The organism is Verrucomicrobiota bacterium (assembly GCA_038744685.1).
Taxonomy (GTDB): Bacteria; Verrucomicrobiota; Verrucomicrobiia; order Opitutales; family Puniceicoccaceae; genus Puniceicoccus.
Genome location: JBCDMB010000004.1, coordinates 1 through 25,519, shown reverse-complemented (window position 1 = coordinate 25,519; position 25,519 = coordinate 1). Strand labels below are relative to the sequence as shown.

Genomic DNA, 25,519 nt, shown 5'->3' with positions numbered 1-25,519 from the left:
ATCGATTTGAGGCCGCTGTTCGGCAGCTAAAGCAGCCGCTCCAGGTTGGATTCCCGCAGAAATCGATCAGAATCGCACCTCCCGACAAACCCCATTCGATTCTTCCCTTTCCGTTTGAAGTAATCCCACACCCGTCTCTTGATGATCCGAATGATCCAAGTGCTCGACGATTCTCCCTCGCCCGCAGACAATGCGAAGGAGTTGGTTGCACTCACTGAGTCGGTTTTTTCAAAAGGAGGATCGCTCGAAACAGAGATGGGGCTTGAACACCGCGGCGAGCAGGAGGAAATGGCAGTTCGTGTCGCTCAAGCCTTCGCCGCAGACTGTCCGCTGATTTTCGAAGCCGGGACAGGAGTCGGCAAAAGTCTCGCTTACCTGATACCCGGTATCCTTCACTCGGTGAGAACGAAGCGTCCTTTTCTCGTCTCCACTCACACGATTTCTCTTCAAGAGCAGATTCGTGAGAAGGATATTGAGCAATGTCGGAAGCTTTTCTCACGGATTGAAGAGCTGAGACCCTACGCATCCTTCAAAACCGCGTTTTTAGTCGGACGGGGCAATTACCTCTGCCCCCGTCGTCTCGGTCGTGCTATTGAGGAGAGCGCTGACCTCTTTAACCAAGTCAATCAGGACACCTTGTCTAAACTCTCGGATTGGTCGGTTCAAACGGAAAACGGCCTCCGGCAAGAGTTCGATTCCGCTATGCCTGCGGAAATTTGGGACGCTGTAAACGCAGATGCCAGTTCCTGTAATCGCAAAAACTGTTCGCCCGAGTCCTGTTTTTATCACGCCGCTCGCCAAAAAGTCCAAAAAGCTCACCTCGTCATCCTCAACCACAGCCTCCTCTTTTCTTTGGTCTCTGCGGGAATGAGCCCAGGAAACGAAACCCCCGGAGTCCTCTTCCCCAATGACTTTCTGGTCGTCGACGAAGCTCATACCCTTCCTGCGACCGCAACCAATCATCTTGGCGCGGCGGTTTCCAGCTACGCGGTAGACCGGGCGCTACGCATTCTCTACAACCCCAAAACAAAAAAAGGTTTCCTCAAGAAGATCGGCACTCCGGACGACCGAAGACTCGTGGATGAAGCCATCCACGCCTGCAAAGAGTTTTTTACCCAAACCGCCGAGAGCTTCTTGAAGAGCCGGGAGCAGGTGAGACTCAGTGAGGGGGAATGGACAGAGCCAGTCTTTCACACCCCACTCCAGGAATTGTCTCGTCGTTTGAAAGCACTTGCCCAGAGAGAGCAGGACGAAACGAAAGCGGATGAGATCCGGGATCAGCAAATGCGTATGGATTCCTACCGAAGTATTCTCGGGCGTTTCTTGGCCTTCGAATTCGAAGATGACGTCGCATGGGTGGAACGAACCGGTAAGACACAAAGAATTGTTAGCCTCAGAAGTGCACCTATCGACCTGGCTCCTGCTCTTCGCTCCATCCTCTTTCGACGCCACACGTCCGTGACTCTTACCAGCGCAACTCTCGCGACAGCTGGAGGCATGGATCCATTTCTTGCACGCATAGGAGCCGACGGACAATCGCATGGCCAGGTCGACTCTCCCTTCGACTACGAGAATCATTGCGAGATTCTGATCACATCCGATTGTCCTGCCTCCGGCGGTCAGACTTCCCGCCCTACTCTCACCTATTGGGCTGAGTGCATTGTTCGAGCGGTTCTTTCGAATTCAGGCGGCACCCTAGTTCTCTTCACCAGTTATCGAGACCTGGCCGCAGTCGTTTCTGCCGTGAGGGACCGCCTCGCCGAGCGGGAGCGTCCCCTCTTTGAACAAGTCTCTGGAGGCCCACGCTCACAGCTCTTGGATCGGTTCCGCGCCGCGGGTAATGGGGTGCTCTTTGGCACCGAGACTTTCTGGACCGGCATCGATGTTCCGGGGGAGGCATTGTCTCAAGTCATCTTGACCAAACTTCCCTTTGAGAATCCGAGCCATCCGATCTTTCAGGCAAGAGAGGAGTATGTGCGGAATCGTGGAGGCCAACCTTTTCTCGAGATCTCTTTACCGGAGGCTGTACTTCGATTCCGCCAAGGTCTGGGGCGACTGATCCGGAAAGTCGATGATCGCGGCCGTTTAGTCATTCTCGACTCACGAGTACTTCGGAAGGAATACGGAAAAGCTTTTATCCAGGCGCTGCCGAAAAAGGACTTCATCCGATTTTCGAGACCGGACTGGGATCGGTATTTCAAGTAAGTTCAGACCATTGCGGAAAAGGACCCATTGCCAATGAAATCCGGGTCCGTTTCATTTGTGACGTAAGTGTTACTTTACGCGAATTGACTGTTTTTGGGGCCGGACGATACCTCTGACGATCACTTTCCCGACTTCTCAACAAACAGCTTGAACATGACTTTCGTAGGAACCCTCCGAAAAACCGAGAACCTTAGATCTCAGAACAAGCAGGTTCTAGCCTTCACTTTGATTGAGCTACTCGCGGTAATTTCCATCGTTGGCATTCTCACAGCTATTTTAGTTCCTGCTGTTAGTTTGATCCGAACCAATGCTCAGCGTTCATCCAGCGCTCAAAATCTTCGCCAGTGGACTAGTGCTCTCATGCTCTTCATCAATGAAAATGAAAAGAAAATCCCGTATGAAGGTGAAGAAGACCAACCAAGCTGGGGAAGTGTTCGTTCCGGTGCCAACGAGCAAGCGTGGTACAATGTTCTACCTCCTTACGTTGGTGAAAGACCCTTAAACGACCTCCGCTCACGCGATGACCGCGCTCTTGTCATACGAGATGGCTCCATCCACCTGAGTCCGGGTGCCGAAGTAGACGAACAGGAAAATCTGCGTCGTCCTTTCTTCTCTTACATGATGAATTCGCAGCTCTACAGTGGCGAGGACAGTGCCCCGAGTAACTCTGGCGAAATTCTCATTCGGATTACGTCGATTGAAAATCCCTCCAAGACAATCTTTATCACCGAAACCCGCACCTCGACCGAAGACGGGGCTCCCAACGAATCAGACGAACGGGTCGCCCGGTCAAAGGGGCGCAACAACAGCATCAGCTTCCGCTTCAACAAACAGACGAATGTAGCATTCCTCGACGGACATATCGCGACAGTGGATAGTGCTGACCTCTACAACGACGGTCGGGATCCGGCACTAGTTGGTGGTCAGCTCGATTCCTTCCTCTGGTATCCTTGGAACTAGCCGCACTTCCTTTCAAACCAATGAAGTACTTGCGCACGTTAGCAGTCCTTGTTGGCACAGCACTGTGCTCAGGTTCTCTTTTTAGTGCTTCCGTTATTCTCAATGAGTACAACGGCGTTGCGGACTCCAACCAAATCGGAGGTGGAAGTGGCTCCGATACATTCTTCCCTCTCGTCAACGGAAATGGGGGGAACTGGCTTGAACTTGTCGTGGTGGGAGACGGAACCGCGGCATCAACGGTGGACATGCGAGGTTGGTCAATTGAAGTCTTCGACTCTGATGATGGCTCATCCTCGATAACTCTCTCTCAGAACAGCTACTGGCAAAATGTTCAGGCTGGTACCCTACTTACTTTTACGGAAGATAACACTTCGGCTGGAGGACTCGACAGCGATCTCTCTCGAGAGGATCGTCTGAATTCCGAAGGTTGGGCGTGGTCGAACATTTGGATACAAGATGGCACCCTCATTGATTTGGCATCCAGTGACTCTGTTCTCCACACTTCTAATCAGGATACCGCAATCACGATCCGTGACGATCAGGACGTCACCGTTTTTGGTCCAGCGGGAGAAGATATTGCATCAGAAGGGGTCAACTCGGAGGAGGTCCTCGCCCTCCAGGAAACGCCTTCCCCCTCTGTTGCTACGAGCTCAGTAGGATACAACGATGTGGACAATTCATCGTTTGGCTCCCCTAACCCACTGGAAGGATCAGGAACCCAGAGCTTTCTCGCCTTTCGCATCGCAGGTCCCGCTCCTGGATTCACTACCCCGATCGCAGACACCTTTCTGACCGCTGGAAACCCTTTTGCCGAAACCGTTACCGCTTCAGATGCAAATGGAGGTACACTCACGATCGACATTCAATCAGGACCGGACTGGCTCTCCATCATCGATAACGGAGACGGCTCAGCCGATCTTTCAGGCACCCCTGCAGATGAAGATGCTGGCATTCATCCCGTCGTCCTCGAAGTCACTGATGATCCTCAGGACGGTTCCGACATCCTAGCGTTTACTATTACTGTTTTTGCAAGTTCCGTTCCGGTCATCGTAAACGAATATGATGGAGGCGGAGAATGGTTGGAACTCGTAGTCGTTGGCAATGGATCACCAGGTTCCACTGTAGATCTTCGAGGTTGGTCCCTCTCACTCGAAGATGACAACGGCAGCGGGACGATCCAACTGTCCAACGATGATTTCTGGTCGAACGTTCAAGCAGGCACGATTCTACTCTTTAGTGAAGATGATGCAGCTAACGGTGGTTTTGACACGAATATTGCAGCGCAGAATCTCATTTCGACTGCTGGTTGGGCGTCAGCCACCTTCTGGATTGGAGACGAAACCTATCTCGACTCAACGAACACATCCGCCGAACTATCCGTCTCCAATGACGATGCAATCATCACGGTGCTGAACGATGCAGACGAATTCATCTTTGGCCCGGTTGGCGAGGGAATCGAATCCGACGGGGGAGTGAGTGGGTCCGAACGATTCATTCTCGACGCCGACCCTTCTACCCAAATCAACCCAATAGCCGGGGACTACGCCGACTCTGACTCCTCGACTCCCGGACAGCCCAACCTGAAGAGCGAAGGTTCTCTTCAGAACTTTGAAGCCTTTTCCACCGGAACCAATCCAAATTCACCTCCGTTTTTCACGGCCGAACCAGCGCAACTTCTCGACTATGCAGTAGAGATCCCCGATGAGTATTTCTGGATAGTGACCACCGAAGATCCAAACGCCGGCGATACCCTTACGATCACTCTGTCGGAGGGACCAGACTGGCTAACCCTTGACGACTTTGGCGATGGTTCAGCAGACCTTTTCGGAACCCCTGCTCTAGCAGATGCAGGTACCCATCCTATTGAGATCGAGGTGACTGATGGAGAGTTCACCGTGTCGCAGAATTTCGAAGTGTTCGCATTCGCAACATCCAGTCCTGTTGTGCTCAATGAGTTTAATGCCGTTGCTGACAATTCCTTTTTAAACGGAGGCGATGAAGGTACAGATAGTGACAGTGGAGCAGCGGCAGACGGATTTTTCGGCCGCGTCGCGGGAAATGGCGGCGACTGGTTTGAACTGGTGGTCGTAGGCGATGGATCAGCTGGATCGACAATCGACCTGCGCGGATGGTCAATTGAAATCTCGGAAGACGGCAACCCTCCCGAATCGATCATTCTGTCTCAAGACTCCTACTGGCAAAACGTTCAGGCCGGCAGCATTCTCACCTTCACAGAGGACTCGTTTGACGACGGAGGTCTCGACACCGCCATCCATCGCGTCAACCGCTTCGACAACGGGGGCTGGGCATGGACCAACATTCTTGTGAACGATCCTACTTACGTCGACTTGAATGCAAGCACCTTTAACAACGGTTTCCCGGCCAGCAACGCAGACTTACGGATCACTTTAAAGGACGCTACTGGGACGGTTCGTTCCGGGCCTGCCGGAGAAGAGTTTCTCTCGCTCGGAGGATTGGGAGATACGGAGGTGTTTAAGCTAGAACAAGACCCGACACCCCTTTCTGCCTCGCCGCTCAGCGCCTCCTATTCAGACGGCACCAGTAGCTCGTTCGGTGCGCCCAATCAGTGGAACTCCGGTCAGAATACCCAGAACTTTTCTGCCTTTGAGACGAATACACCGGGAAACAGCAGGCCCTTCTTTAACTTTGTTTCCCCATTCTTCGCCCGCCAAGGCGATTCCTTTTCCTATTCCGTCACCGCAAGCGATGAAGACGGCACCGGATCCCTCACCCTGTCTCTTGATACCGGCCCGCCGTGGATCTCATTGATCGACGGCGGCAACGGATCAGGGACTCTCACAGGCACTCCATCAAGCTCCGACGCAACGGGGTTGCAAACCGTTACAGTCTCAGTCGACGACGGTATTCATAGCGTATCCAAGACATTCTCTCTCTACATCCACCCCGTAACCGCAACTGTAATCCTGAACGAATACAACGCCGTTGCCCAAGACGAGTTTCTGAACGGAGGGACTCTCGCCTTAGACGACGAGGGTGGCACGGCCTCTGATCCGCACTTCGGCCGTATCGCAGGGAACGGTGGTGATTGGTTTGAATTGGTCGTGGTTGGAGACAGTATCGAAGACGGCGTCGACCTGCGCGGGTGGACGATCGAAATCGCAGACAATGCTTCCTTCCCTTTTGCAGCCGAGGAACGCATCGTCCTGTCATCCGACACGTTCTGGTCCGATGTGCCCACCGGAACAATTCTCACCTTTACTGAGAAACGAACCTCTGAAGGTGGGCTCGACACTTCTTTGAATGCTCTGGACAACCGCAACTCGGAGGGCTGGGCATGGTCCAATGTTTGGATCGGGGACTCCACACTAATTAGCTACACCGACGAGGTTACCAACGGATACTCTGTAGATGGTGGCACCGGAGAAGTTCGTGGTATCAACACCTCGAACAACGACACGTGGTTTGTGATCCGAGATTCCGCTAATAGCCTGATATTTGGACCAGCTGGCGAAGGCATTGCCCCCGCCTCAGGGATTGGAGGAACGGAAGTTTTTGAACTGCAAGCCGACCCGGATCCTGCAGTCTCACCATTGATTGCTTTTGATAACGGTCCTCCCGTTGTGGATGGCTACGACGATTCATCCTCCAGTACCTTCGGTCGTCCCAACGACTGGAGCGCTGGAACCAATATTCAGGACTTTTCTTCTTTCATTCCTTCGAGCGGGGGATCCAACCCAGTGGAAACCTACCTTGCAGGCTTTGGACTGAGCGGAGCGGATCTCCAATTCGACGCGGACAGCGACAAGGACGGTGCACTACAGATTCTCGAGTTCGCCTTCGCGACCGACCCCACCTCTGGCGCTTCGCTCCCGGTCTTGCGCGAAGGCCAACAGATCGCCGGAGCAAACGAGCACTTCACCCTGACCTTTCTCCGCCGTTCCGGAGGAAACGGTGCCGGAAACACCTACACGGCAGACGGAATCGTTTACATCGTCGAAGGTTCGCTTGATTTGAACGGTTGGAATGAACCGGTCGAAGCAACAACAAACCCAAATGGACTTCCCGTAGCACCGACGGACTATGAGTGGAGCACGTTCCGTCTCGTCACACCCATCCGGGGAGCCAACCCTTCGGACCGCGGGTTTATGCGGATAACTTTAGAACAAAATTCAACGCCGTAGAGCTTCGTTAGGTTCACTTCACAGACCGTCTGTTACAGAATTGTCAATCTACGCTCATTGACCTCAGAAGAACTTATCACAAGCCTCTCCGATATCGTATCTAGCACCTTTCAACTCTGCTCAGTAAATCACAGACTCTACATACAAAGTCAACTTATCGATCCATGAACAACAGCGCCAAAGTACTCATTTCAGCATTCTCCATTCTAGCAACTACGGCTTCAGCGCAGCTGGTCATCACAGAAGTAATGTCAAATTCTGATCATCCCGGAGGCGACGCAAATGGAGATTGGTGGGAACTTACTAATACGGGTGGCAGCGCAGTCGATCTGACCGACTATTATTGGGATGATGGCGATGGATTTGGTGTTGATGGTGCTGTTTTTCCAAGTGTCAACATAGGGGCTGGAGAGTCCATTGTGATCGTGGATGAAGGAACGGATAACCTAGCGGGCTTTATAGCAGCTTGGGGCGGTGGTTTCACCGCGATTTCCAGAGACGACTTCGGCGGTGATAACGATTTTTCCGGTCTGAGTGCTGGTGGAGATCAAGTAGATCTCTACAACTCTGCTGGCGGCATTGTTGATTCTGCGGTGTTCGGCGACTCTGACGGCGGTGGCAAGAGTTTTGAATGGGATTCCTCGGGCACTTCCCTCGGATTTAGTGTCCAAGGAGAAAACGGGGCCTTCATCGCCCCTGGGGATGGTGCCGGAGGAACTGGTATTGATATTGGATCTCCTGGTGTAATTCCTGAGCCGGGTATTTTCGGAGCATTGGCTGGTGTAGTCGCTCTTGGCTTTGCCGCCTCCAGACGAAGAATCCGTCACAACTAGGGGAAACAGACTTTCGTTGATTTGGAGAGAGCCGCCCGATGTGGGCGGCTTTCTTTATTGGCCTGGCTTCTGAGGAATACCGAGGCGATTTCGCCGCACCTTCGAGTTGGAAATACGTGTGCTGAAGACAGGCACAATTGGGGTGTTCTTCGTCGGGTAGCCTAAGCACTATTGTCTCACTGCATCGGCAACATTTCCGTCACTTAGGCGCAATTCCTTGACCACCTTAAATCACGGCCTTCTGTTGAAGCGACCATGGGTTCGATGACGTCTGTCGCTTCGCCACTGAAACGCAAGAAGAAGACTGTACAGGCCTACATAGACGAGACTCCTTTTTGGGCAGACGGAACCCCGGTTTCAGATTCCGCGATGTCACGGATGCAGAAACGTATTTGGATCCTGGCGACGGCGGGGAAGTTCTTTGAGGGAATGATCGTTTTCATGACAGGCGTTGCCATCCCCCTTCTTCACCTGAATTTCGATATCTCAGCCGCACAAAAAGGAATGGCTGGCGCTGCTCCCCTGTTCGGTATTTTGGTCGGGGCGACCCTCCTTGGAGGACTGGCCGACGTTTTCGGGCGCAAACGAATGTTCATTGCCGAAATGATCCTCTTTACGCTTTTTCTTCTCGGGGTTGCCTTGAGTCCGTCATTCTGGGTGTTCGCGCTTTTCCTCTTTGGAACCGGTATGGCTTTGGGTTGTGACTACCCAACCGCGCACTTGGTTATCTCCGAGAGCATTCCTAGTCGGATCAGAGGAAAGTTGGTCTTGGGTGCATTCTCGTTTCAGGCAATCGGGGCACTAGCGGGAGCGGCTCTTGGCGTCTTTATTCTGAGCGTTTATCCAGAACCAGATGCGTGGCGATGGATGTATGGGAGTCTTCTGCCTCTCGGCGTTCTCATTGTCTTCCTCCGCTTCTTTGTTCCCGAAAGTGCACACTGGCTGATTAGCAAGAATCGGAAAGACGAGGCATCAAACGCACTCCATAAGCTCCTCAATCGCGATCCGAAATACCCGAAGGATTTTCTTCTTAAAATGCCTAAAAAACACAAGGAAGGAGAAAGGAAAAGCGGTTACCGGGAACTCTTTGCCAAGAAGAACCGACGCGCCACCATCCTCGCTTCGGTCCCTTGGTTTCTCCAGGATCTAGGAACATACGGAATCGGAATCTTCACTCCGACTATCCTCGCCACAATGATCGGCGCAAAGAGCGGAGAGTATAATCTGGCTTCGATCATCCACGACGACCTCCTTGCCGCGAAGGGTTCTGCCATCCTCGACGTCCTCCTCATCATCGGAATCGTCTGTGCGGTGTTCCTAGTTGATAAAATCGGACGAATAAAACTTCAGATCTTCGGCTTTGTAGGTTGTGCTGTCGGTCTGTTTTTAGCCGCACTTTCCCTCAAGCCGGATGGGTCCACCGACCTCGTCCTGATATTCGCAGGCTTTATGGTTTTCAATTTCATGACGAATATCGGACCCAATGCGATGACCTATTTGATCTCGGGGGAAGTATTTCCGACGCGGGTTCGCGGCAAGGGTGCTGGCTTCGCTGCATCCTTTGCAAAGGTAGGTGCGGTCACGACGGCATTCCTATTCCCCATTCTACTCAATGGAATTGGAACCGAGAATCTCCTCTACATCCTCGTCGGAACCTCTCTATTGGGCGCAGCGGTCACTATCTGGTTTGGTATTGAAACCAAGGGCATGAACCTCGAGTCGCTCGATGACGTCGAATTTGAAGATGAAGCGGGTGAGCCTACCTACGAGCCAACTCATCCAGCGCCAACTGCTGCCAAGAATATCGGGGTGATACCGTAGGCTACTCGAAGAGGCTAATGTTGCCATTAGATCCGTCCTAATCAGCGGTCTATTCGGCCGAAACTGGGTGTTCTTCCTGTAGTTCAATCCGGATAGTATCTCGGAACCTTCATTTCCTCCGGAACGGGCTTCCGGATGTAGTTCTCGTGATAGACTCTCTCGGGCAATTCGACCTTTTCATGTTCCACGCTCTCGTAGGGGACGACTTCGAGAATATGACGAATACAATTCAACCGAGCGTGCTTCTTGTCGTTTCCCTCGACGACTCGCCAAGGGGCGTAGTCAAAACTTGTCTCGAACAGCATCTTCTCCTTCGCCTTCGTGTAGTCCTCCCAGCGGACCCGTGACTGTAGGTCCATGGGGCTGAGTTTCCACTGCTTCAAAGGATCATGAATGCGGCAGAGGAACCTGAGTTCCTGCTCTTCATCATCGATGGAAAACCAAAACTTCAGAAGCATGATCCCGGCATTCGTGATGAGCTTCTCAAAGAGAGGAACATCTTCGTAAAACTGTTCCACCTGATCACTTGTGGCGAATCCCATCACGGACTCTACGCCTGCTCGGTTGTACCACGAGCGGTCAAAAAGTACGATCTCACCAGCTGCTGGAAGGTAAGGAACGTAGCGTTGGAAATAAAACTGTGTCTTCTGCCGATCATTCGGAGCTGGCAAGGCCACCACCTTACAGACCCGGGGATTCAGTCGCTGGGTGATGCGTTTTATGACGCCTCCTTTACCTGCGGAGTCACGGCCTTCAAATAAAATAGCGAGCTTAAAACCGGACGCCTGAACCCAGTCTTGCAGTCGCACCAACTCAATCTGCAGGCGACGGAGTTCGCGGAAATAGAACTTCCGAAATCCCTTTCGGTCTCCCGAGTAATCCTCGGTAGCAGTACTTCGTTTCGATCGTAGCCGGTCTTCAAAAACATCCTCCATATCGAGCTCGAACTCGGCATCGACTTCTTCAATCAGCTCTTCATGCAACTGCTCAAAGGGAAACTCCTTTCCGCCCAATTGCACTGTTCTCTCGCTTAGGTCTGTTCTGTCGTCTCTCTCACTCATACTTTAGGTTGGAAGATTGATAGATGTAGTCTCTGGTTTCGAAACTCTCTGGGATTTTAGTAATTCGCAAGCAGGAGCCTCCTTCCCCCTTTTTTGAAACAGCTTCGTCACATTTAGAGCACTTTTCGTTTAATTTGAACCGTCAGGTGGGAAAAAAATAGGAGCAGCGCAAGGCGGCTTGGTGTGTAGCGGGCTGAAGCCCGTGAACACCAAGCTAACGCAGCGAACTCCTACTTTACTCCCCATCCAAAGGACTGGCTGATTTTGAGCCCCAACAGCGTTCGAGGGACGCTCACGCACTCCTAGTGCGCAGCGCGGCCCTCAGCCTCGTTGAGTCACAAAATCAGCTCAGCCTGACATTTCAAATTAACCGAAAAGTGCTCTAGAACCGCAAACAGTTCGAGGACTTTCAAGGGTTCCGAAAAAAGCCAATCGCTCAAAACCGCCACCGTAATCCCGCGACAAAGGCGTTAGTCCCGGTATCGTCCGGAAACAGTCCATACGCATCGGAACGGTGGTGCAGCCGGACGATTAGTGTCAGGTGGTCCGGTGGCAGATAAAACTCAAGCTCAGCCATCCAATAAACCAGCGTGTTGGTCGAGTCTCCCCCGCGGTCAACCTCAGACTCTGGAACATCCGTCGCATAACTCAACCCCAGCCCAAAAGCAGCGCTCTTCCAGATCCGCCAGCTCGAAGGCATTTCGTATCGGGAGTAGAGCAAACCGTTTCCTTCGAGGTGATTCTGGTCACCAAAATGGACGACCATCTGCAGCTCCCACCCAAAATCAAATCTTCCTTCGTGTGCAAAATCGCGGGCCACGGCTACTCCCGCGATATACGAATCAATCCAGTCAGTCTTTTCTGGATTCACTGCTTCTTCCCACACGTTGTCGGTCAATTGCCCCCCGAAAACCGTAATCATCCAATTCCTTTCTTCCTTCGTTGGATTCGATTCCTCCTCAGCATGAGCGGGATGTGGAGACCAGAATAGGGCTGCGAGCAGGGTCAACCAGTAGATCGAAAAAGGACAGCTGTAGGTTTGGCAAAGAATGATAACGCAGGGAAACTCCGAAAACTCAGACCTACCCACTCTCCTGTCAAAGCGGATCTTTCCTGTCTCTACCAAAAAATGCTTCTGAGGGGATCGGTGGCGCTCCCTTCGAACTCAACCCTTTCCTCGCAAGGTACTTGCTTAGCAAACCGTAACGAGGACTCAAAACGAAAGCAGCAAGAAAGAGGAGGCCTGCCGCTACCGCCATCATCCCGGATGTGTTCGTATCCTCAAAGCCAAACCAAACCGGAACCGTCAAAGCCATAATATGGCCTGCTGCTGCTGCGACCATTCCCAACACGGCACTGATCGGCAACATCCAGCCCAGGCGATCCGTAAGAAGTTGGGCAGTAGCCGCAGGAACGACCAGCATCGCTATCACAATAATACTCCCAACTGCTTCAAAGGAAGCGACAGTCGTGACCGCGACCATCGTCATCAGCAGGTAATGCATCAGTCCGGAGGATACTCCGATCGTATCGCCCAGCGAGGGATCGAAGGAACTCAAGCGGAATTCTTTGAAGAAAAGGATCACTAAAAAAAGGTTCAGTAGAGCCACAATCCCGAGAACTATGAAAGCCCGAGGAACTTCGAGGATAGTGGAACCAACGGAAATCTCCGCAACCACATCTAGCGGTGTCAACTCCAGTGCCCCGTAGAGGACGCAACCGGCATCAAGCTCAACGTGACTTGCAGCCTGCACAATCAGTAGAAGCCCGAGAGCGAAAAGAGTTGTAAAGACAATCCCCATCGAAGCACCCCGATCCACCTTACCCCAGGAACTAATCCACTGGGTAAAGACTGCCGTCAACACTCCCACGATGGCCGCCCCTACGAACATAATAACACTTGCCCGACTCCCTGAAACCAAAAACGCGATCGCAAGTCCGGGGAGAACCGCATGGCTAATCGCATCACCCATCATGCTCATCCGACGCAGGACGAGAAAGCAGCCCGGCAGAGAGCAGGCAACTGCGCACAGGGCCCCGATCGCCACGATCCAGGAATCCATCGGCAACCACGTCACAACCTTCCCTCCTTAGAAGATCTTAGAGTCCCATGTGCACCGAAAGACGTGGACTGAGAACCGCAACGATTTGCCACTAGATCACTCTTCCCGGTCATCTGGCTACCTCCAGAGAATGCGGGCTGACTGGAATCTTCTGCAGTCCCAATTTTTCCTCAAGCTCGCGAACCATGTCAGGACTCAGCACGTGCTCTACTGCATCCGCATCTCGGTCTACGTGCGACGGAGCAATATCGGCATGCGAAATCAAATACATCTCCCACAATCGGTGATTGCGAGTCGTCCTCGCCGCCTCTCCGAACCCTGACTCTGAAAGGCGAAGCGACTGGCCATCGAACCGATCAATGTGGTCTTCGTGATCAGCATCCTTGATCAACTTCCGCAAATGACCCAGCGTCCAGGTGCGCTTTGCCAACAATTCTCGAAAATCGACGGGTTCATTCACCAGGTGGGACGGGTCTGTCGTCTGCCGATGTTCGAGGATCTCGTAGACACCACGCAACAAATGCTGCCGTCCAACCTTACGCCGAAGCCGCAATTGCGCGGCAAAACGGCGCAGAATGCCACGTGCGCGCCCGAAAAACAGGCTGAACCCAAAGACAGCCGCTGCCACAAGCACAATTATCGATCCTGCTGGCAGTCTGGGAAGGAGCGCACTTACCGAGGAGCCGAGCCATCCGCTCAATCCCCCGATTGCTCCGGCCAGAATGAGCATGGTCCGCAGATCATCCGTCCAAAAACGGGCTGCTGCTGCAGGGATGATGAGAAACGCGATAATCAGAATCAAGCCAACTGCCTGCAAACCGACGACTGTTACAGCGCTTACCAAAGCCAACATGATTAGATCCAGTCGGTGCACGGGCCATCCAAGCGACCGCGCAAAACCATCATCAAAGCAGAGTAAGGTAAACTCTTTCATCAACAGGATAGACCCAAGAACTACGAGAATACCCACCCCGCTAAGGAGGATAAAATCGCTGAACAACATCGATGCTGTCTTACCGTAGATGAAAAACTCAAGCCCCGCTGCACTGACGTTTGGAACCGTCTGAACCATTCCGAGAATCGCGACCCCCAAGCCAAAGAAAACACTCAGGACGATCCCCATCGCTGCATCATCTTTTATCCGGCTAAGATTGCGGATCAACAAAACACAGCCCACACCCAACACTCCTGTGATTGTCGCACCAACCAGAAGCCCTAAAAGCGACTTCCCTGAACCGCCCAGCATAACCATCACCAGAAACGCTAGGCCGATGCCCGGTAGACAGGCATGGGAAAGAGCGTCGCCCATCAGCGAACGCTTGCGGAGGAGCAGAAAACTACCAATCAAACCCGACGCAACACCCAGGATGATTGTGCTCAGAACCACCAGGCGGGTGTTATAATCCAGGAGGAAGAGGACTCTCCAAACGGTTTCCATCAAACCTAGCCGGTTTGCAGCGCGTGCCCAGCCTCAGCGATCAGCGTTAGCTTTCCACCGTAGGTTTTTTTCAAATTCTCCGAATTGAAAATCTCACTGGTCGGTCCGGCTGCAACAACCCGCATGTTGAGTAGAATCACCCAATCAAAATACTGGCTTACAGTAGCGAGATCGTGATGAACGACGACCACAGTCCGTTTTTTTTCCTTCAGCTCTTTCAGAAGATTAACAATTGCCCTTTCCGTCGCCGCATCGACCGCAGCAAAAGGCTCGTCCATCAAGTAAATCTGGGCGTCTTGAGCCAGCGCTCTCGCGAGGAAGACCCGTTGCTGCTGCCCACCGGAAAGCTGACTAATCTGACGATCCGCTAAGTGGCCAATGCCAACATGATCCAGCGCCTGCCCGGAAAGATCACGGTTTTTCCTCCCCACCGGGCGACACCAGCCAATCCTGCCGTAGAGTCCCATTGCGACTACATCCCTTGCGCTTACGGGGAAGTCCCAGTCTACGCTTTCCCTTTGGGGAACGTAGCCCACCAGAGCCCTTTGCTTGCGGTAGGGCTTTCCGAAGAAACGAATATCCCCAGAGGCCTTTGGGACAAGGTCAAGGCAAGCCTTAATGAGCGTGCTTTTACCCGCGCCATTTGGGCCAACAACACCGATCAATTTGCCTTCCGGGATGTCAAGATCAACATCCCACAAAACTGGCTTGCGTTGGTAAGCGACCGTAAGATCGTGAATCGAGATAGGCGCGTTTGAGGAATGATCAAACGCACGTTCGCTCGATTTACTCATGCGTGAGTTTGCCATTCATTCCACTCTCAGGGGCCTTGCCGCCAAGAGCATTCGCGATCATAGTCACATTATGATCGATCATACCGATGTAGGTACCCTCGTAGGTTCCTGCAGGGCCCATTGCGTCAGAGAACAACTCGCCTCCGACCACCAGTTCGTGTCCACGGGAACGGGCTCCCTCAATCAGTGCTCTCACATTTTTATCTGAAACCGACGTCTCTATGAACACAGCAGGAATCCCTTGCTCAACGAGGAAGTCAACCAAGTTTTCGATATCCCGCACACCCGCTTCCGACTCGGTGCTCAATCCTTGAATTCCTCGCACTTCAATTCCATACGCCCGGCCCAGATAGCTAAAGGCGTCGTGCGCAGTGACAAGGTAGCGCTGGCTCTCTGGTATCGTCTCCATCACCTCCGTCGCATACTGCTCTAAAGCTCTTAGCTGGGTCGTGTAAGTTTCCGCATTCTCCTTGTAGAAGTCTGCGTTGGCTGGGTCGTATTCGGAAAGTGCGTCAGCTACCACTCCCGTGGCAAGAATCCAACCCTTGACGTCCATCCACACATGGGGGTCAAAATGATCCTCTTCATCGGTTAAAACGAAATTCCCGTCATCGAGGATCACCTCGGTGACGGCATACACTGGTTTACCCTTCCTCGCCAGTCGCACCAGGACATCTCCCATTTTGCCCTCGAGCATCAGTCCATTATAGAAAATCACATCGGCCTGATCCAAGGCAACGAGGGCACTCCTTGTGGGCTTGAACAGGTGAGGGTCGATCCCTTCACCGATTATTGCGGTCACCTCAGCTTTATCTCCAGCAACTTCACGGACAATATCCGCAATCATGCCCACGGTAGCCGCTACCTCATAAGGATATTCCTCCGGGCCCGCTTTGACTTCAGAAGAGGAAAGTGTCATTCCGCAAAAAGCTGCCAGTCCTAAGAAGAAAGTCGTGGAAGCGCGAAAACGTTTTCCGAGGAGCACTGTCAAAAGTTTGAAGGATTTCCGGTGATTTCTCATTTCGTAGCTATGGCTACATTGTTTTCACCGTGTGTCAATCCCCAATTTCTTCCAGCGACGAAAGGAGCTTAGCGTCATTTCAAAAACCGCAGCCTAGTGTCCGAGTACGAAAGAATGCCCGGGATAAACTCAGGGAGAAAAGGGGGAGTAGAATAAAGGACCTTCGCAGACTCTTCACTTAGATTTTCCCTACTCGATGGAAGATCCTCGTTAGAATGAAATGGAGGCAAAGACGCCAAAGGCTGGATTGTCTCCAATGTCCTCGCCAGTTTCGTCTTCTTCACGATCGATGTCTTCCAGCGCAAAGGCGTAAGCCGCGTATCCACCAATCGCAAGTCGTTCACCGATCGAATATTCCGCATCAATTCCAACTTGAAAGTGATTCCAGCCATCGTACTCATCCGTCCTATATCCAAAATCGAGTCCTAGGATCGCGTTGGGCGCCAGAGAAAACGAATCAGTCACTCCAACAGGAACTCCCAGACCCAATTCGAGAAATGCTCCTCCGGCTTCAAACGAGTAGACCGCATCAACAGCAGTCTCAAGAAACTCATGGATCACATAGGTAAGACCCACCCCAAGCTCGTCGTCGTCGGATCTTTCTCCATCATCGAAGAAGATCAAGTGTGTGTAACCGATGTAACCCTCGAGGCCATCCGCTAGTTCAGCAGACAACTCGCCAAAAATGTTCCACTCATTGTAATCGACCTCGGTCCCGTCGGCGAACCAGGTCCCCAAAGCGGCGGGTCCAATCGTACCCGAAAATTCAGCATAAACCAGACCGCCATCTCCCAAATCATCCCGTCCTTCCGCCAGATAGATACTGTCCCATCCAGCGGTAAAATTAGCCTCGCCTTTCAGTTCATCGAGAAACGTTAGAGGGGCGTCTTTCTCGAGTTCCTCGAGTTCAGCCTCTGTCTGTGAGAGCACTGGCGCTGCAGCCAAGACCATTCCTGACAAAATCAATTGGTATTTTTCTTTCATGTAGCCTTGGCTACATTTTTCTTCTTGGCAGTCAACGCTGTTTTTAGACTTTTCGGTTTCCATCTTTCTTCCTAGCGTCCGTCCCATGGGCAGCAGCGAACATGCGGATACTGACACTCGAAAACGTCTCAGACGTGCTCATCGCCTAATCCGTGGTCAGCACCGTGAAGAACGGACCGAAGATTACGTCGAGTCCATCTACCGGAGGTCCCGTAAAAACGAAGCCACGAGAATCGTCGACTTACAGAAAGTATTTGCAGTCTCCCACGTCACGGTGATTCGGGCGCTCGACAAGCTGGAGGGAGCAGGTTTTCTACGGAGAACCACGAAGGGCATTACTCTGACCGCAAAAGGAAAACGCCTAGGAGAGGAATGTTACGAACGCCATGAGACAGTCGAGTCCTTTCTCTTGTCCCTCGGTGTGCCAAAAGAGATCGCAGAGAGCGACGCAGAAGGAATCGAACACCACCTAAGCCCGCAAACTTTAGAAGCCATCCGTAATCATCTGGGATCGAGATAACCTGGCAACACCATCGTGAAGTGAGAAAAACCGTTTTGCCGCTCCTTGCCGTTCTGTCCTCTTTTCTCTCCGGCAGCGAGAAAGAGTTTTTCGACTAAAACTTCGATGGGCACGACGACTACCGAGTCTGGAGAGAAAGCAATGGACGCCTCGGCTACTACGACATCTACCTCTTCTCCCCTACAACAAAAACCTTTGAAAGGCACTTAGGCTTGAGCCAACTCTACAATCCCCGTCCGAACCAAGAAAAAGAAGAAATCGAGTGCTTTTCGCCAGGAGGACACAGCAGCATGCTCCACAGCACAGAGGTTTATGTTTGGGAGGATGAAGAACTGAAACTAGACCGAGTCACTCGGCAGGACTACATAAGGCTTGGAGACTTGTTGGAGTATGTGAGGGTCACCGCCAGAATTATTGACGGAAAGCCTACCATTGAGAGAATCGAGCACGTCCCAATGGTTTTGAAATAAACACTCTGTTGGACCGACAAATTCTCGTTACCGGTCGATTTGTTGAGGAGTTTCCTAACGCGAGCGAACCGAACTCAAATAATCCTTTACCCGGTCGGAAAATAAAGAGACCCGCTCAAACTCCTCTAGAAAGTAAGTAGTCCTGATCTCGTCTTCTGCCATCTTTTTACGGGAGTCCATCAATGCGAAGAGAGCCATCCGAAGGTCTTTGAGCGCTCGGGCGTTTGCTGCTGAACCGACGCGGTAGGACGAATCGAACTCTCTGTGGAATTTGGTGAGAAGGCGCCGAAGCTCTTCGTGTCCGCGTGCAGGCGAGAGGACTCTTCCGTCGGTATGAATCACGTTGGCGATGTCAACCACGCTAAAGACAACGTCGGAGTATTGCTCCAAAGCTACCCTCTCTCGATTCAGCTCCTCCAGCGTGAGACGTTCCCACTCTTGCGCGTTGTCAATCCGTTCAGCAAATCTTCTACGCTTCTTCGTGCTGGATTCTTCAGAATCATCCGACTCGTTCTCGTAGTTACCCTCGGAATCTTCACGATCGGCTTCCGGAATCGTATACTCAATGTAGTATGCAGCAACGCCGATCACCTTCCCCGATTTGTGGTGAACAATTGGACTTCCACTATTTCCTTCTACGAACGGAGCATCCACTTCGACCTGCCGAGGCCCGATACCATCTACCCTTCCCGTCAGCTTGGTGACCACTGCAGCACCTGCTTCGTTTCCAAAAACGGTAACGTCGTCACCAATCTCGACTTCAGCAAATATATCCTCCGCACACTCGAGAAAGTCTTCTCTGCCGTCAATCGGGACAATCGCCAGATCGCGATCTTTCGCCAGAAAACAGAAATTGGGAAGTAGAACTTCCTGTCCCTCTGCAGTCTTGCAAGTAATCTCGCTCGCACCCGCAATCACATGAGCATTGGTTACGAGGAACTGTCTTCCTTTTATCTCGGAAATAAAGCCGGTTCCGGTTGCATCATCGACATCAATGATCGCAATCGATCCCATTGGGATCGGAGGAAGGGGGACATCGGGTTCTCTCGTATCCTCTTCCAAAATCGGCGAAATTGACGCTTGAAAAGGTGAGGTATCAACAGGGCCGCCACTTTCCCGCGAATCACTGTTGGCCCCTGCATCCGGTAACCAATCGCCGGAGTTCATCCACTTTCCCCACGCGAACCCCTTGGCCTCTGGACGGCTCCACGCAGTAGCTAAAACATGACCTTCAAAGACAATCCGGACCTCGACAAGATTCCTCCGGATTGAGGGCACTGGGGGAAGTGCCATTGGTCGCTTTTCCACCAAATCTTCCCAAGTCACCTCCTTGTTTGTTGTCGGTCGCTCAAAATCGAAATTGAGAGAAAAGGTTTCTCCCGAAGATAAACCCTCAAATTCACCATCTGTATACCAAGGGCGGACCTCTCCTAAAGCGAAATAACCATCAGTACCACCGACCTTATTTCCGCTCACTCTCACAAAATCGAAAATCAGGGTGTAATTGTTGTAAAGTACCTCTAATTCCGGGGGAAAAGACATAGGCGAGAGGTTTGTAAAATTGATCTCGACGGAATCACTTGACCAAAGGCCTCCACCGGAATTCTCGATTACCTCCAACCTCCATGCCGATTCGTAGCTGAAAACCGACGAAAGGGCCCAGTCTAATACGCTGGTGCGCGATTCTTTTGATAGCTCCGAGAGTGGAATTTTTGCCGTGATTCCTGCTTCGGTCTTGAGAATTACTACCTCTCCCTCGATTCCCTGAACTTTGCCCTCTACCGGCTGACCCGCAGCATCTTCAAGAGACAGTGCCAAACCGCTAATTGGGAACAGTCCCGCAAAAATCACTGCCAAAACAACGAAGAAAAGTCCGTTCAGGGAAGCCCTCACAGAGTGTGGGATGATCCGAACTAACCTTCTCATTTTCATGCCTATATCAGGACAATGACTTTTCTAGAAGTATTCACAAACAATTTCGTTCCGTCTAGACCTGCATCGTGGTTTCCCACAAAACGATGAGCATAAAAGACACCAAATTGTTTCAGAGAAAAACCGAAGTGCTTGCTCTAACGCATCTCTATTTCGGATGCGGATCCGATCCGCTTTTGTAGATCTTCGAACGCCAACCCTACTTCCTTGTCGGTGAGAGTGCGGGAGGGCGACCCGTATTCGATCGTGAATGCGATACTCTTTTTGCCTTCAGGAAGCCCAGCCCCTTCAAACACATCAAAAATTTGAATCTTTTCTACCGCAAAGTCTCCCACCCCGGCAGTGGCCATTTTCTCAAGCTCGGAGCGGACCTTTTCAGCCAATTCGCCCCGGTCTACAACCACCGCAATATCCTTCACTGATCGAGGAAAGGAGCTCGGAGGGACAAAAGGCTTTGAGGATGAATTTGAGACGTCAAGAAGAGTCGGATCCACAATCAATTCGCCCGCAAAAACCGGATCCTCGATTTCATGTTTCTCCAGAACTTCTCGACTGAGAGCACCCCAGGAAAGCCGAACGCCGGAACGTTCCCCGATCTCAGCTGCCCGATTCGTCGACCAAACCCTGGAATCCACGACCGTCCCGACCTTGTCAGCAGCCCAGCCAACTCCGGCGAGTTCGCACAGGTCCTGCAGCAAACGGGAAGCGTGATAGAAATCGAAAGACTCCCGCTCCAACCAAGTGGACTTTCGCAGAGGCCCGCAGGAGACAAACGCTACCGAGAAACTCTCGGTCATCAATTCGCTATTACCCCCAAATACACGTCCGCACTCGAAAAAACGAAAGTCCTTTCGGCTGCGGCCGCGGTTGAACCGAAGCACGTTGAGGAGACCGGAGAGTAGCGAGGGGCGCAGGTGACTCTGGTCCTTCGCCAGAGGGTTCTCCAGCTCAAGAAAGTCCGTGTTACCCGGTTGCCAGAATTCCGCCTCTTCGCCGGAGACCAGCGTGTAGTTGAATGCCTCATTGAAACCGTTGGCGACCAGGTGCTCACGAATTCGCGAAGCGGACTGGTCGACACCCGATTCTGGTAACGCCGATACAGCCGGGCAACCCACCGACGCCTCAGGAATTCGATCCGTCCCATACATGCGCAAAAACTCCTCCGCCAAGTCCGCAATACGGAAAACGTCCAATCGAAACGACGGAATCCGAACAGTCCACGGATCAGAAGGCTCCGAGGCACGCGTAACCTCAAAGTCCAAACGCTCCCAAGCCGCTTCGATTTCATCCTCTTGGACCGAGAAACCAATCCGATCAACGATCTGCTGAGGCGTCACCTGGATCTCTGTGATCGTTTCCGGAAGATGACCCACGATCTGAGGCGGACCACCCAGGGTGCCACCGGATGTCTCGAGAATGAGAGCGATGCAGCGGGAAGCAGCGAACTCAATACCGGCTGGATCAACACCTCGTTCAAACCGATGAGAACTGTCCGAACTCAAGCCCAACCGTCGGGAGGTGGCTCGGATCCCAGTCGGTTCAAAAGCGGCTACTTCTAAAACGATATCGCGGGTTTGATCATCAACTTCGGCATCCAAAGAGCCCATGATCCCTGCGATCACCAGAGGCCGTTCTCCGTCAGCAATCACCAGATCCCCTTCTTCCAAGACCCGTTCTTTCCCATCCAGAGTGGTTATTCCCTCTCCAGCGAGCGCCCGCCTAACGGCCAGCTGCTCCTCCTTGATTTTCGAGTGATCGAATGCGTGTAGAGGCTGCCCAGTTTCAAGCAAAACATAGTTCGTACAATCTACTACGTTGTTAATCGGACGCAGTCCAACAGCACGAAGCCGTCGCTGCATCCATTCCGGACTTTCCTTGATTGTAACCGACCGAACCGACCAAGCCGTGTAGCGGGGACAGGCTAGTGAATCCCGAATCTCGAGACTCTCCAGAAGATGGTCTTCATCCGTCCCCCCGGAAACTGATGTCTCAATCTCCGGAAATTTCATCTCTGTCCGAAACCAAGCAGCAAGCTCGCGAGCGATTCCAGTGTAGCTGAGGCAATCGGGCCGGTTGGGGGTGACTTCAATATCAAAAACCGTATCCGGCTGAGGGAAAAGGTCATTGATTGGGGTCCCGATTTGGGGTCGATCATCAAAGATGTGGAGTCCGGCGTGATCATCCCCGAGGTTCAGCTCCTTCGCGGAGCACATCATTCCTTCCGAAGAGACTCCTCGCAGCTTGGACTTCTTGATCTTGAAGTTTCCGGGCAGCACGGCACCGACCATTGCCACCGGAACCCGGTCACCCACCTTGAAATTTGTGGCACCACAAACGATTCCGAGAGGCTCGCTTTCATCGTCGACCTTCACGGAGCAAACGCTCAGGCGATCCGCATTCGGGTGTTGATCCTTTTTGAGGACCTCCCCCACCACCACTTTTGACAATGCAGGAACGCCGACCGTCTCAATTCCTTCTACTTCAAAACCAATCAGGGTAAGAGCCTCTTCGATCTCTTCAATCGACTGATCAAGCCTTACGTAATCGGAAAGCCACTCGTAACTGATCTTCATGAGAACTGCCTGAGAAAACGTTCGTCGTTCTGATAAAAGTAACGGATGTCGTCGATCCCGTAGAGATTCATCGCCACACGCTCGACCCCCATCCCAAAGGCAAACCCGGAATACTCCTCAGGATCGTATCCCACAGATTCAAAGACTGCCGGGTCCACCATTCCGCATCCCATGATCTCGATCCAGTCGGATCCTACCTTTCCAAGATGACCACTCGGGAAATCGACCTCAAAACTCGGTTCAGTGTAGGGAAAAAAGTGGGGCCGAAAACGGGTTTTCGCTCCCTTTCCCAAAAGCTCGCCAACAAAGTAATCCAGCACCGCCTTCAGATCCCGAACGGTGACGTTTCGGTCCACATAGAGACCCTCCACCTGGTGAAAGTTGGCGCTATGAGTTGCGTCGGCAGTATCACGGCGAAAGCAACGCCCGGGAGAAATGATCCGGATCGGCGGCTTGTTAGCCAGCATCGTCCGAATCTGGGTGCTTGAGGTGTGAGTGCGCAGCAGATAGCGCTCTTCGGCACTTGACTTGGTTACGTTGGAAACGTCCGTTCCCCACTTAAGGTAGTAGGTGTCGTGAAGGTCGCGTGCAGGATGGTCGGGCGGAGTATTCAGAGCGTCAAAGCAGTAGTACTCCGTTTCCACATCCGTGCCCTCAACTACCGAGAATCCGATCCGACGGAAAATCTCGACAATCCGATTGCGAACCTTCGTCAGCGGGTGGATGCATCCCCGTTGGGGATCCGGACTCGGAAGCGTGGGATCAATCTCGGGACCCAGCCGCTTGGCAAACTCCTCGTTCTCGCTCTTCCTTACAGCCTCATCAAAAACGGCCTCCAGGCGGGTCTTGAGTTCATTCACCTTCTTTCCGAAAGCTGGCTTCTCCTCCTTCGGCAACTCGCCGATTCTCTTTCGAAATGCGGTGAACGAACCGCTCCCTCCGAAGAAAAGAGCTTTCACCTCGTCCAAAGCTGATCGGGAGGTTACAGCCGAAAGACGTTCCTCCGCCTCGGCAACTATCCGGGTTATCTCCTCGTCCATGACCAGCGAGTAATCTCAGGGGTGCCCAGCAATCGCAGGCCAATCTCCCTTTTTAGTTCTTACCGCTGGGAAGACCGGCTTCTTTTGCCTGTTTCACCAGACCTTCGAAGGCCTCTGGATCGTGAATCGCCAGCTCGGAGAGCGTCTTGCGGTTCATTTCAATTCCCGCTGTCTTCAGACCAGCCACGAAGCGGCTGTAGTTGATACCCGAAGCCCGGCAGGCTGCATTGATCCGAACGATCCAAAGCTTCCGCATCTCGGACTTCTTTTTCCGCCGGTCGCGGTAGGCAAATTTCTCGGCACGCTCGACCGCGTCTTTTGCGTAGCGGAAAAGCCGGGATTTGTTCCCGTAATAACCCTTCGCCTTGTTGAGAACCTTTTTGCGGCGGGCGCGGGTGGCTGGTGTTCCTGTTGCTCTTGGCATGTTGTTTCTTTCGTTTTTGGGACGAATGCCGGGTCGCCTGTGGATTCACCCGGACTCGTCAATTCATCTTTCAATCAGAGGATAGCCTTCTCCAAGCGCTTCTGAAAGCCCTTGGAAACCGACTGGTCCTGGCGCATTGCACGACGCTGCTTCGTAGATTTCTTGCGAAGCAAATGGCGCTTGCCCGGCTTGCGGCGAATGAGACGACCCGTCCCCGTCACCTTGAACCGCTTAGCGATCGATTTCTTGGTCTTTTGCATGGTGAAAAACGAAAGAGAAAGTCTCCTTTCCGACCGCATGTCAACTTTTTCCCCTGACTAAGCGCTAAGTCATAGAGTGAAGATCAAATTGATGCCTTTGACCTCCTCGATCTGGCAAGTGTCGGACTTGAACCGATCTAAGTCCTCTTCGGAACGATTGCGGTGCCTTGGTCCACGCAGTCGCAGGGAAAGCAGTTATTTGAGGGTTGGTCCAATCTCAAGATCCTCAAAGGCGTCAGATTTCGTGACTCCATTGCAAACAATGGGTAGTGAAATCACCTAGCCGAAACCAGTGCTCAATTACTTAAAACTACGACATGGATCGAAAACCCTTTTGAAATGCCATGGCCGGTGTAAGACGGAAGATACCATTCGTTCGCCCTTGCTGTATGCCAGGATGTCACCCATCGTCCGCCCATGAGCGAAGAAATCAGCTACAGTGCTCTCAATCGGGAGAGCAAATCATTGATGCAGGAACTGGCGAAGAGCCAACCGAAGTTGATGCAGGCTTTTCAAGGCTTGCACCACGCCGTGGGTGGCGGGGGTGCTTTGGAATCGAAAACCAAAGAACTGCTTTCCCTTGCGATCAGCATCCACGGGCAGTGCCACCGTTGTATCAGCCTCCACGTTGCTTCCGCACTTAGCGAAGGAGCGACGCCCGAGGAAATCACCGAGACAATCGGTGTGGCAGTATTGATGGGCGGAGGCCCGGCTCTCATGCATGGGCTGGACGCATTGAAGGCCCTGAAAGAACTCGATTAGGTTCTAGAGCACTTTGCGATTAGTTTGAACCATCAGGCTGAACTGCTTTTGCGCCTCAACGAGGCGGAGCGACGCGCTGCGCACTAGAAGTGCGTGAGCGTCGCTCGAACGCTGTTGCGGCTCAAAAGCAGCCAGTCCTCTGGATGGGGTTAAACTGAGAGTTCGCTGCGTTAGCTTGGTGTTCACGGGCTTCAG

Annotated in this window: 22 protein-coding genes; 8 read left to right on the top strand and 14 right to left on the bottom strand. The window is 52.5% G+C overall.

Annotation, left to right across the window (positions count from 1 at the left end):
• Nucleotides 1-150: 150 nt before the first annotated feature.
• The 5 genes from AAGJ81_03755 (at nt 151) to AAGJ81_03735 (ending at nt 9,982) form a co-directional block, all read left to right on the top strand.
• On the top strand, nt 151-2,205 hold the full coding sequence (locus AAGJ81_03755) for a helicase C-terminal domain-containing protein (protein MEM0965254.1): 2,055 nt from the start codon (nt 151-153) through the stop codon (nt 2,203-2,205).
• A gap of 153 nt (nt 2,206-2,358) precedes the next feature.
• Nucleotides 2,359-3,165: a type II secretion system protein gene (locus tag AAGJ81_03750; protein MEM0965253.1), complete on the top strand. Its 807-nt coding sequence runs from the start codon at nt 2,359-2,361 to the stop codon at nt 3,163-3,165.
• A gap of 20 nt (nt 3,166-3,185) precedes the next feature.
• Nucleotides 3,186-7,328 carry a hypothetical protein gene (locus AAGJ81_03745; protein MEM0965252.1) on the top strand — a complete coding sequence of 1,381 codons (4,143 nt, stop codon included), beginning with the start codon at nt 3,186-3,188 and terminating at the stop codon, nt 7,326-7,328.
• Between the two features lie 164 nt (nt 7,329-7,492).
• The gene (locus tag AAGJ81_03740) at nt 7,493-8,161 is read left to right on the top strand and encodes a lamin tail domain-containing protein (protein MEM0965251.1); all 669 of its coding nucleotides are present in this window, start codon (nt 7,493-7,495) and stop codon (nt 8,159-8,161) included.
• Nucleotides 8,162-8,425: 264 nt separating this feature from the next.
• Entirely contained in the window at nt 8,426-9,982 is a 1,557-nt protein-coding gene (locus AAGJ81_03735; GenBank protein ID MEM0965250.1) for an MFS transporter, read from the top strand.
• Between the two features lie 83 nt (nt 9,983-10,065).
• Here AAGJ81_03735 and ppk2 read toward each other — a convergent pair whose 3' ends face one another.
• The 7 genes from ppk2 to AAGJ81_03700 all read right to left on the bottom strand — a co-directional run bounded on the left by ppk2 (nt 10,066) and on the right by AAGJ81_03700 (nt 17,343).
• A complete protein-coding gene (gene ppk2 / locus AAGJ81_03730; protein MEM0965249.1) occupies nt 10,066-11,043 on the bottom strand; it encodes a polyphosphate kinase 2 in 978 nt (325 codons plus the stop codon).
• 436 nt (nt 11,044-11,479) lie between these two features.
• Nucleotides 11,480-12,133 (bottom strand): hypothetical protein, encoded by a 654-nt coding sequence (locus tag AAGJ81_03725; protein MEM0965248.1) that lies wholly within the window; start codon nt 12,131-12,133, stop codon nt 11,480-11,482.
• Between the two features lie 7 nt (nt 12,134-12,140).
• Complete coding sequence (locus AAGJ81_03720) at nt 12,141-13,106, bottom strand: metal ABC transporter permease (GenBank protein MEM0965247.1); 966 nt, start codon at nt 13,104-13,106, stop codon at nt 12,141-12,143.
• A gap of 109 nt (nt 13,107-13,215) precedes the next feature.
• Nucleotides 13,216-14,544 carry an iron chelate uptake ABC transporter family permease subunit gene (locus AAGJ81_03715; GenBank protein ID MEM0965246.1) on the bottom strand — a complete coding sequence of 443 codons (1,329 nt, stop codon included), beginning with the start codon at nt 14,542-14,544 and terminating at the stop codon, nt 13,216-13,218.
• A 5-nt stretch (nt 14,545-14,549) separates the two neighbouring features.
• Nucleotides 14,550-15,338 carry an ABC transporter ATP-binding protein gene (locus AAGJ81_03710; GenBank protein ID MEM0965245.1) on the bottom strand — a complete coding sequence of 263 codons (789 nt, stop codon included), beginning with the start codon at nt 15,336-15,338 and terminating at the stop codon, nt 14,550-14,552.
• Complete coding sequence (locus tag AAGJ81_03705) at nt 15,331-16,257, bottom strand: zinc ABC transporter substrate-binding protein (GenBank protein ID MEM0965244.1); 927 nt, start codon at nt 16,255-16,257, stop codon at nt 15,331-15,333. Before AAGJ81_03705 ends, AAGJ81_03710 begins: the two co-directional genes overlap by 8 nt.
• Before the next feature lie 312 nt (nt 16,258-16,569).
• Complete coding sequence (locus AAGJ81_03700; GenBank protein ID MEM0965243.1) at nt 16,570-17,343, bottom strand: hypothetical protein; 774 nt, start codon at nt 17,341-17,343, stop codon at nt 16,570-16,572.
• Between the two features lie 85 nt (nt 17,344-17,428).
• Between AAGJ81_03700 and AAGJ81_03695 the strand changes: the two genes are divergently transcribed.
• Nucleotides 17,429-17,863, top strand: coding sequence for an iron dependent repressor, metal binding and dimerization domain protein (locus tag AAGJ81_03695; GenBank protein MEM0965242.1), 435 nt, complete (start codon nt 17,429-17,431; stop codon nt 17,861-17,863).
• Here the strand turns inward: AAGJ81_03695 and AAGJ81_03690 are convergent.
• Nucleotides 17,845-18,069 carry a hypothetical protein gene (locus AAGJ81_03690; protein MEM0965241.1) on the bottom strand — a complete coding sequence of 75 codons (225 nt, stop codon included), beginning with the start codon at nt 18,067-18,069 and terminating at the stop codon, nt 17,845-17,847. The genes AAGJ81_03695 and AAGJ81_03690 overlap by 19 nt on opposite strands.
• Nucleotides 18,070-18,153: 84 nt before the next feature.
• On the opposite strand from AAGJ81_03690, the gene AAGJ81_03685 reads away from it, so the two are divergent.
• The gene (locus AAGJ81_03685) at nt 18,154-18,333 is read left to right on the top strand and encodes a hypothetical protein (GenBank protein ID MEM0965240.1); all 180 of its coding nucleotides are present in this window, start codon (nt 18,154-18,156) and stop codon (nt 18,331-18,333) included.
• A 54-nt stretch (nt 18,334-18,387) separates the two neighbouring features.
• Here the strand turns inward: AAGJ81_03685 and AAGJ81_03680 are convergent, their stop codons facing one another.
• The 5 genes from AAGJ81_03680 to rpmI form a co-directional block, all read right to left on the bottom strand.
• The gene (locus AAGJ81_03680) at nt 18,388-20,259 is read right to left on the bottom strand and encodes a serine protease (protein ID MEM0965239.1); all 1,872 of its coding nucleotides are present in this window, start codon (nt 20,257-20,259) and stop codon (nt 18,388-18,390) included.
• A gap of 143 nt (nt 20,260-20,402) precedes the next feature.
• On the bottom strand, nt 20,403-22,838 hold the full coding sequence (pheT, locus tag AAGJ81_03675) for a phenylalanine--tRNA ligase subunit beta (GenBank protein ID MEM0965238.1): 2,436 nt from the start codon (nt 22,836-22,838) through the stop codon (nt 20,403-20,405).
• Nucleotides 22,835-23,878 (bottom strand): phenylalanine--tRNA ligase subunit alpha, encoded by a 1,044-nt coding sequence (gene pheS / locus AAGJ81_03670; GenBank protein ID MEM0965237.1) that lies wholly within the window; start codon nt 23,876-23,878, stop codon nt 22,835-22,837. Before pheS ends, pheT begins: the two co-directional genes overlap by 4 nt.
• A 52-nt stretch (nt 23,879-23,930) precedes the next feature.
• The gene (gene rplT / locus AAGJ81_03665; protein MEM0965236.1) at nt 23,931-24,302 is read right to left on the bottom strand and encodes a 50S ribosomal protein L20; all 372 of its coding nucleotides are present in this window, start codon (nt 24,300-24,302) and stop codon (nt 23,931-23,933) included.
• Nucleotides 24,303-24,376: 74 nt separating this feature from the next.
• Nucleotides 24,377-24,562, bottom strand: a complete 186-nt coding sequence (gene rpmI, locus AAGJ81_03660; protein ID MEM0965235.1) for a 50S ribosomal protein L35 — start codon at nt 24,560-24,562, stop codon at nt 24,377-24,379.
• A gap of 417 nt (nt 24,563-24,979) precedes the next feature.
• On the opposite strand from rpmI, the gene AAGJ81_03655 reads away from it, so the two are divergent.
• Nucleotides 24,980-25,324 carry a carboxymuconolactone decarboxylase family protein gene (locus tag AAGJ81_03655; GenBank protein ID MEM0965234.1) on the top strand — a complete coding sequence of 115 codons (345 nt, stop codon included), beginning with the start codon at nt 24,980-24,982 and terminating at the stop codon, nt 25,322-25,324.
• Between the two features lie 3 nt (nt 25,325-25,327).
• Here the strand turns inward: AAGJ81_03655 and AAGJ81_03650 are convergent.
• Nucleotides 25,328-25,519: hypothetical protein (locus AAGJ81_03650; GenBank protein MEM0965233.1), on the bottom strand; the 192-nt coding region annotated here is incomplete at its 5' end.

What these genes read in the sequence shown, in the direction of transcription:
- AAGJ81_03715 (MEM0965246.1), bottom strand. Translation starts at nt 14,544, where the DNA reads ATGGAAACCGTTTGGAGAGTCCTCTTCCTCCTGGATTATAACACCCGC.
- rplT (MEM0965236.1), bottom strand. Translation starts at nt 24,302, where the DNA reads ATGCCAAGAGCAACAGGAACACCAGCCACCCGCGCCCGCCGCAAAAAG.
- AAGJ81_03710 (MEM0965245.1), bottom strand. Translation starts at nt 15,338, where the DNA reads ATGAGTAAATCGAGCGAACGTGCGTTTGATCATTCCTCAAACGCGCCT.
- pheS (MEM0965237.1), bottom strand. Translation starts at nt 23,878, where the DNA reads ATGGACGAGGAGATAACCCGGATAGTTGCCGAGGCGGAGGAACGTCTT.
- rpmI (MEM0965235.1), bottom strand. Translation starts at nt 24,562, where the DNA reads ATGCAAAAGACCAAGAAATCGATCGCTAAGCGGTTCAAGGTGACGGGG.
- AAGJ81_03700 (MEM0965243.1), bottom strand. Translation starts at nt 17,343, where the DNA reads ATGAAAGAAAAATACCAATTGATTTTGTCAGGAATGGTCTTGGCTGCA.
- AAGJ81_03735 (MEM0965250.1), top strand. Translation starts at nt 8,426, where the DNA reads ATGACGTCTGTCGCTTCGCCACTGAAACGCAAGAAGAAGACTGTACAG.
- AAGJ81_03740 (MEM0965251.1), top strand. Translation starts at nt 7,493, where the DNA reads ATGAACAACAGCGCCAAAGTACTCATTTCAGCATTCTCCATTCTAGCA.
- pheT (MEM0965238.1), bottom strand. Translation starts at nt 22,838, where the DNA reads ATGAAGATCAGTTACGAGTGGCTTTCCGATTACGTAAGGCTTGATCAG.
- AAGJ81_03745 (MEM0965252.1), top strand. Translation starts at nt 3,186, where the DNA reads ATGAAGTACTTGCGCACGTTAGCAGTCCTTGTTGGCACAGCACTGTGC.
- AAGJ81_03720 (MEM0965247.1), bottom strand. Translation starts at nt 13,106, where the DNA reads ATGGATTCCTGGATCGTGGCGATCGGGGCCCTGTGCGCAGTTGCCTGC.
- ppk2 (MEM0965249.1), bottom strand. Translation starts at nt 11,043, where the DNA reads ATGAGTGAGAGAGACGACAGAACAGACCTAAGCGAGAGAACAGTGCAA.
- AAGJ81_03750 (MEM0965253.1), top strand. Translation starts at nt 2,359, where the DNA reads ATGACTTTCGTAGGAACCCTCCGAAAAACCGAGAACCTTAGATCTCAG.
- AAGJ81_03680 (MEM0965239.1), bottom strand. Translation starts at nt 20,259, where the DNA reads ATGAGAAGGTTAGTTCGGATCATCCCACACTCTGTGAGGGCTTCCCTG.
- AAGJ81_03755 (MEM0965254.1), top strand. Translation starts at nt 151, where the DNA reads ATGATCCAAGTGCTCGACGATTCTCCCTCGCCCGCAGACAATGCGAAG.
- AAGJ81_03705 (MEM0965244.1), bottom strand. Translation starts at nt 16,257, where the DNA reads ATGACACTTTCCTCTTCTGAAGTCAAAGCGGGCCCGGAGGAATATCCT.
- AAGJ81_03695 (MEM0965242.1), top strand. Translation starts at nt 17,429, where the DNA reads ATGGGCAGCAGCGAACATGCGGATACTGACACTCGAAAACGTCTCAGA.
- AAGJ81_03685 (MEM0965240.1), top strand. Translation starts at nt 18,154, where the DNA reads ATGCTCCACAGCACAGAGGTTTATGTTTGGGAGGATGAAGAACTGAAA.
- AAGJ81_03655 (MEM0965234.1), top strand. Translation starts at nt 24,980, where the DNA reads ATGAGCGAAGAAATCAGCTACAGTGCTCTCAATCGGGAGAGCAAATCA.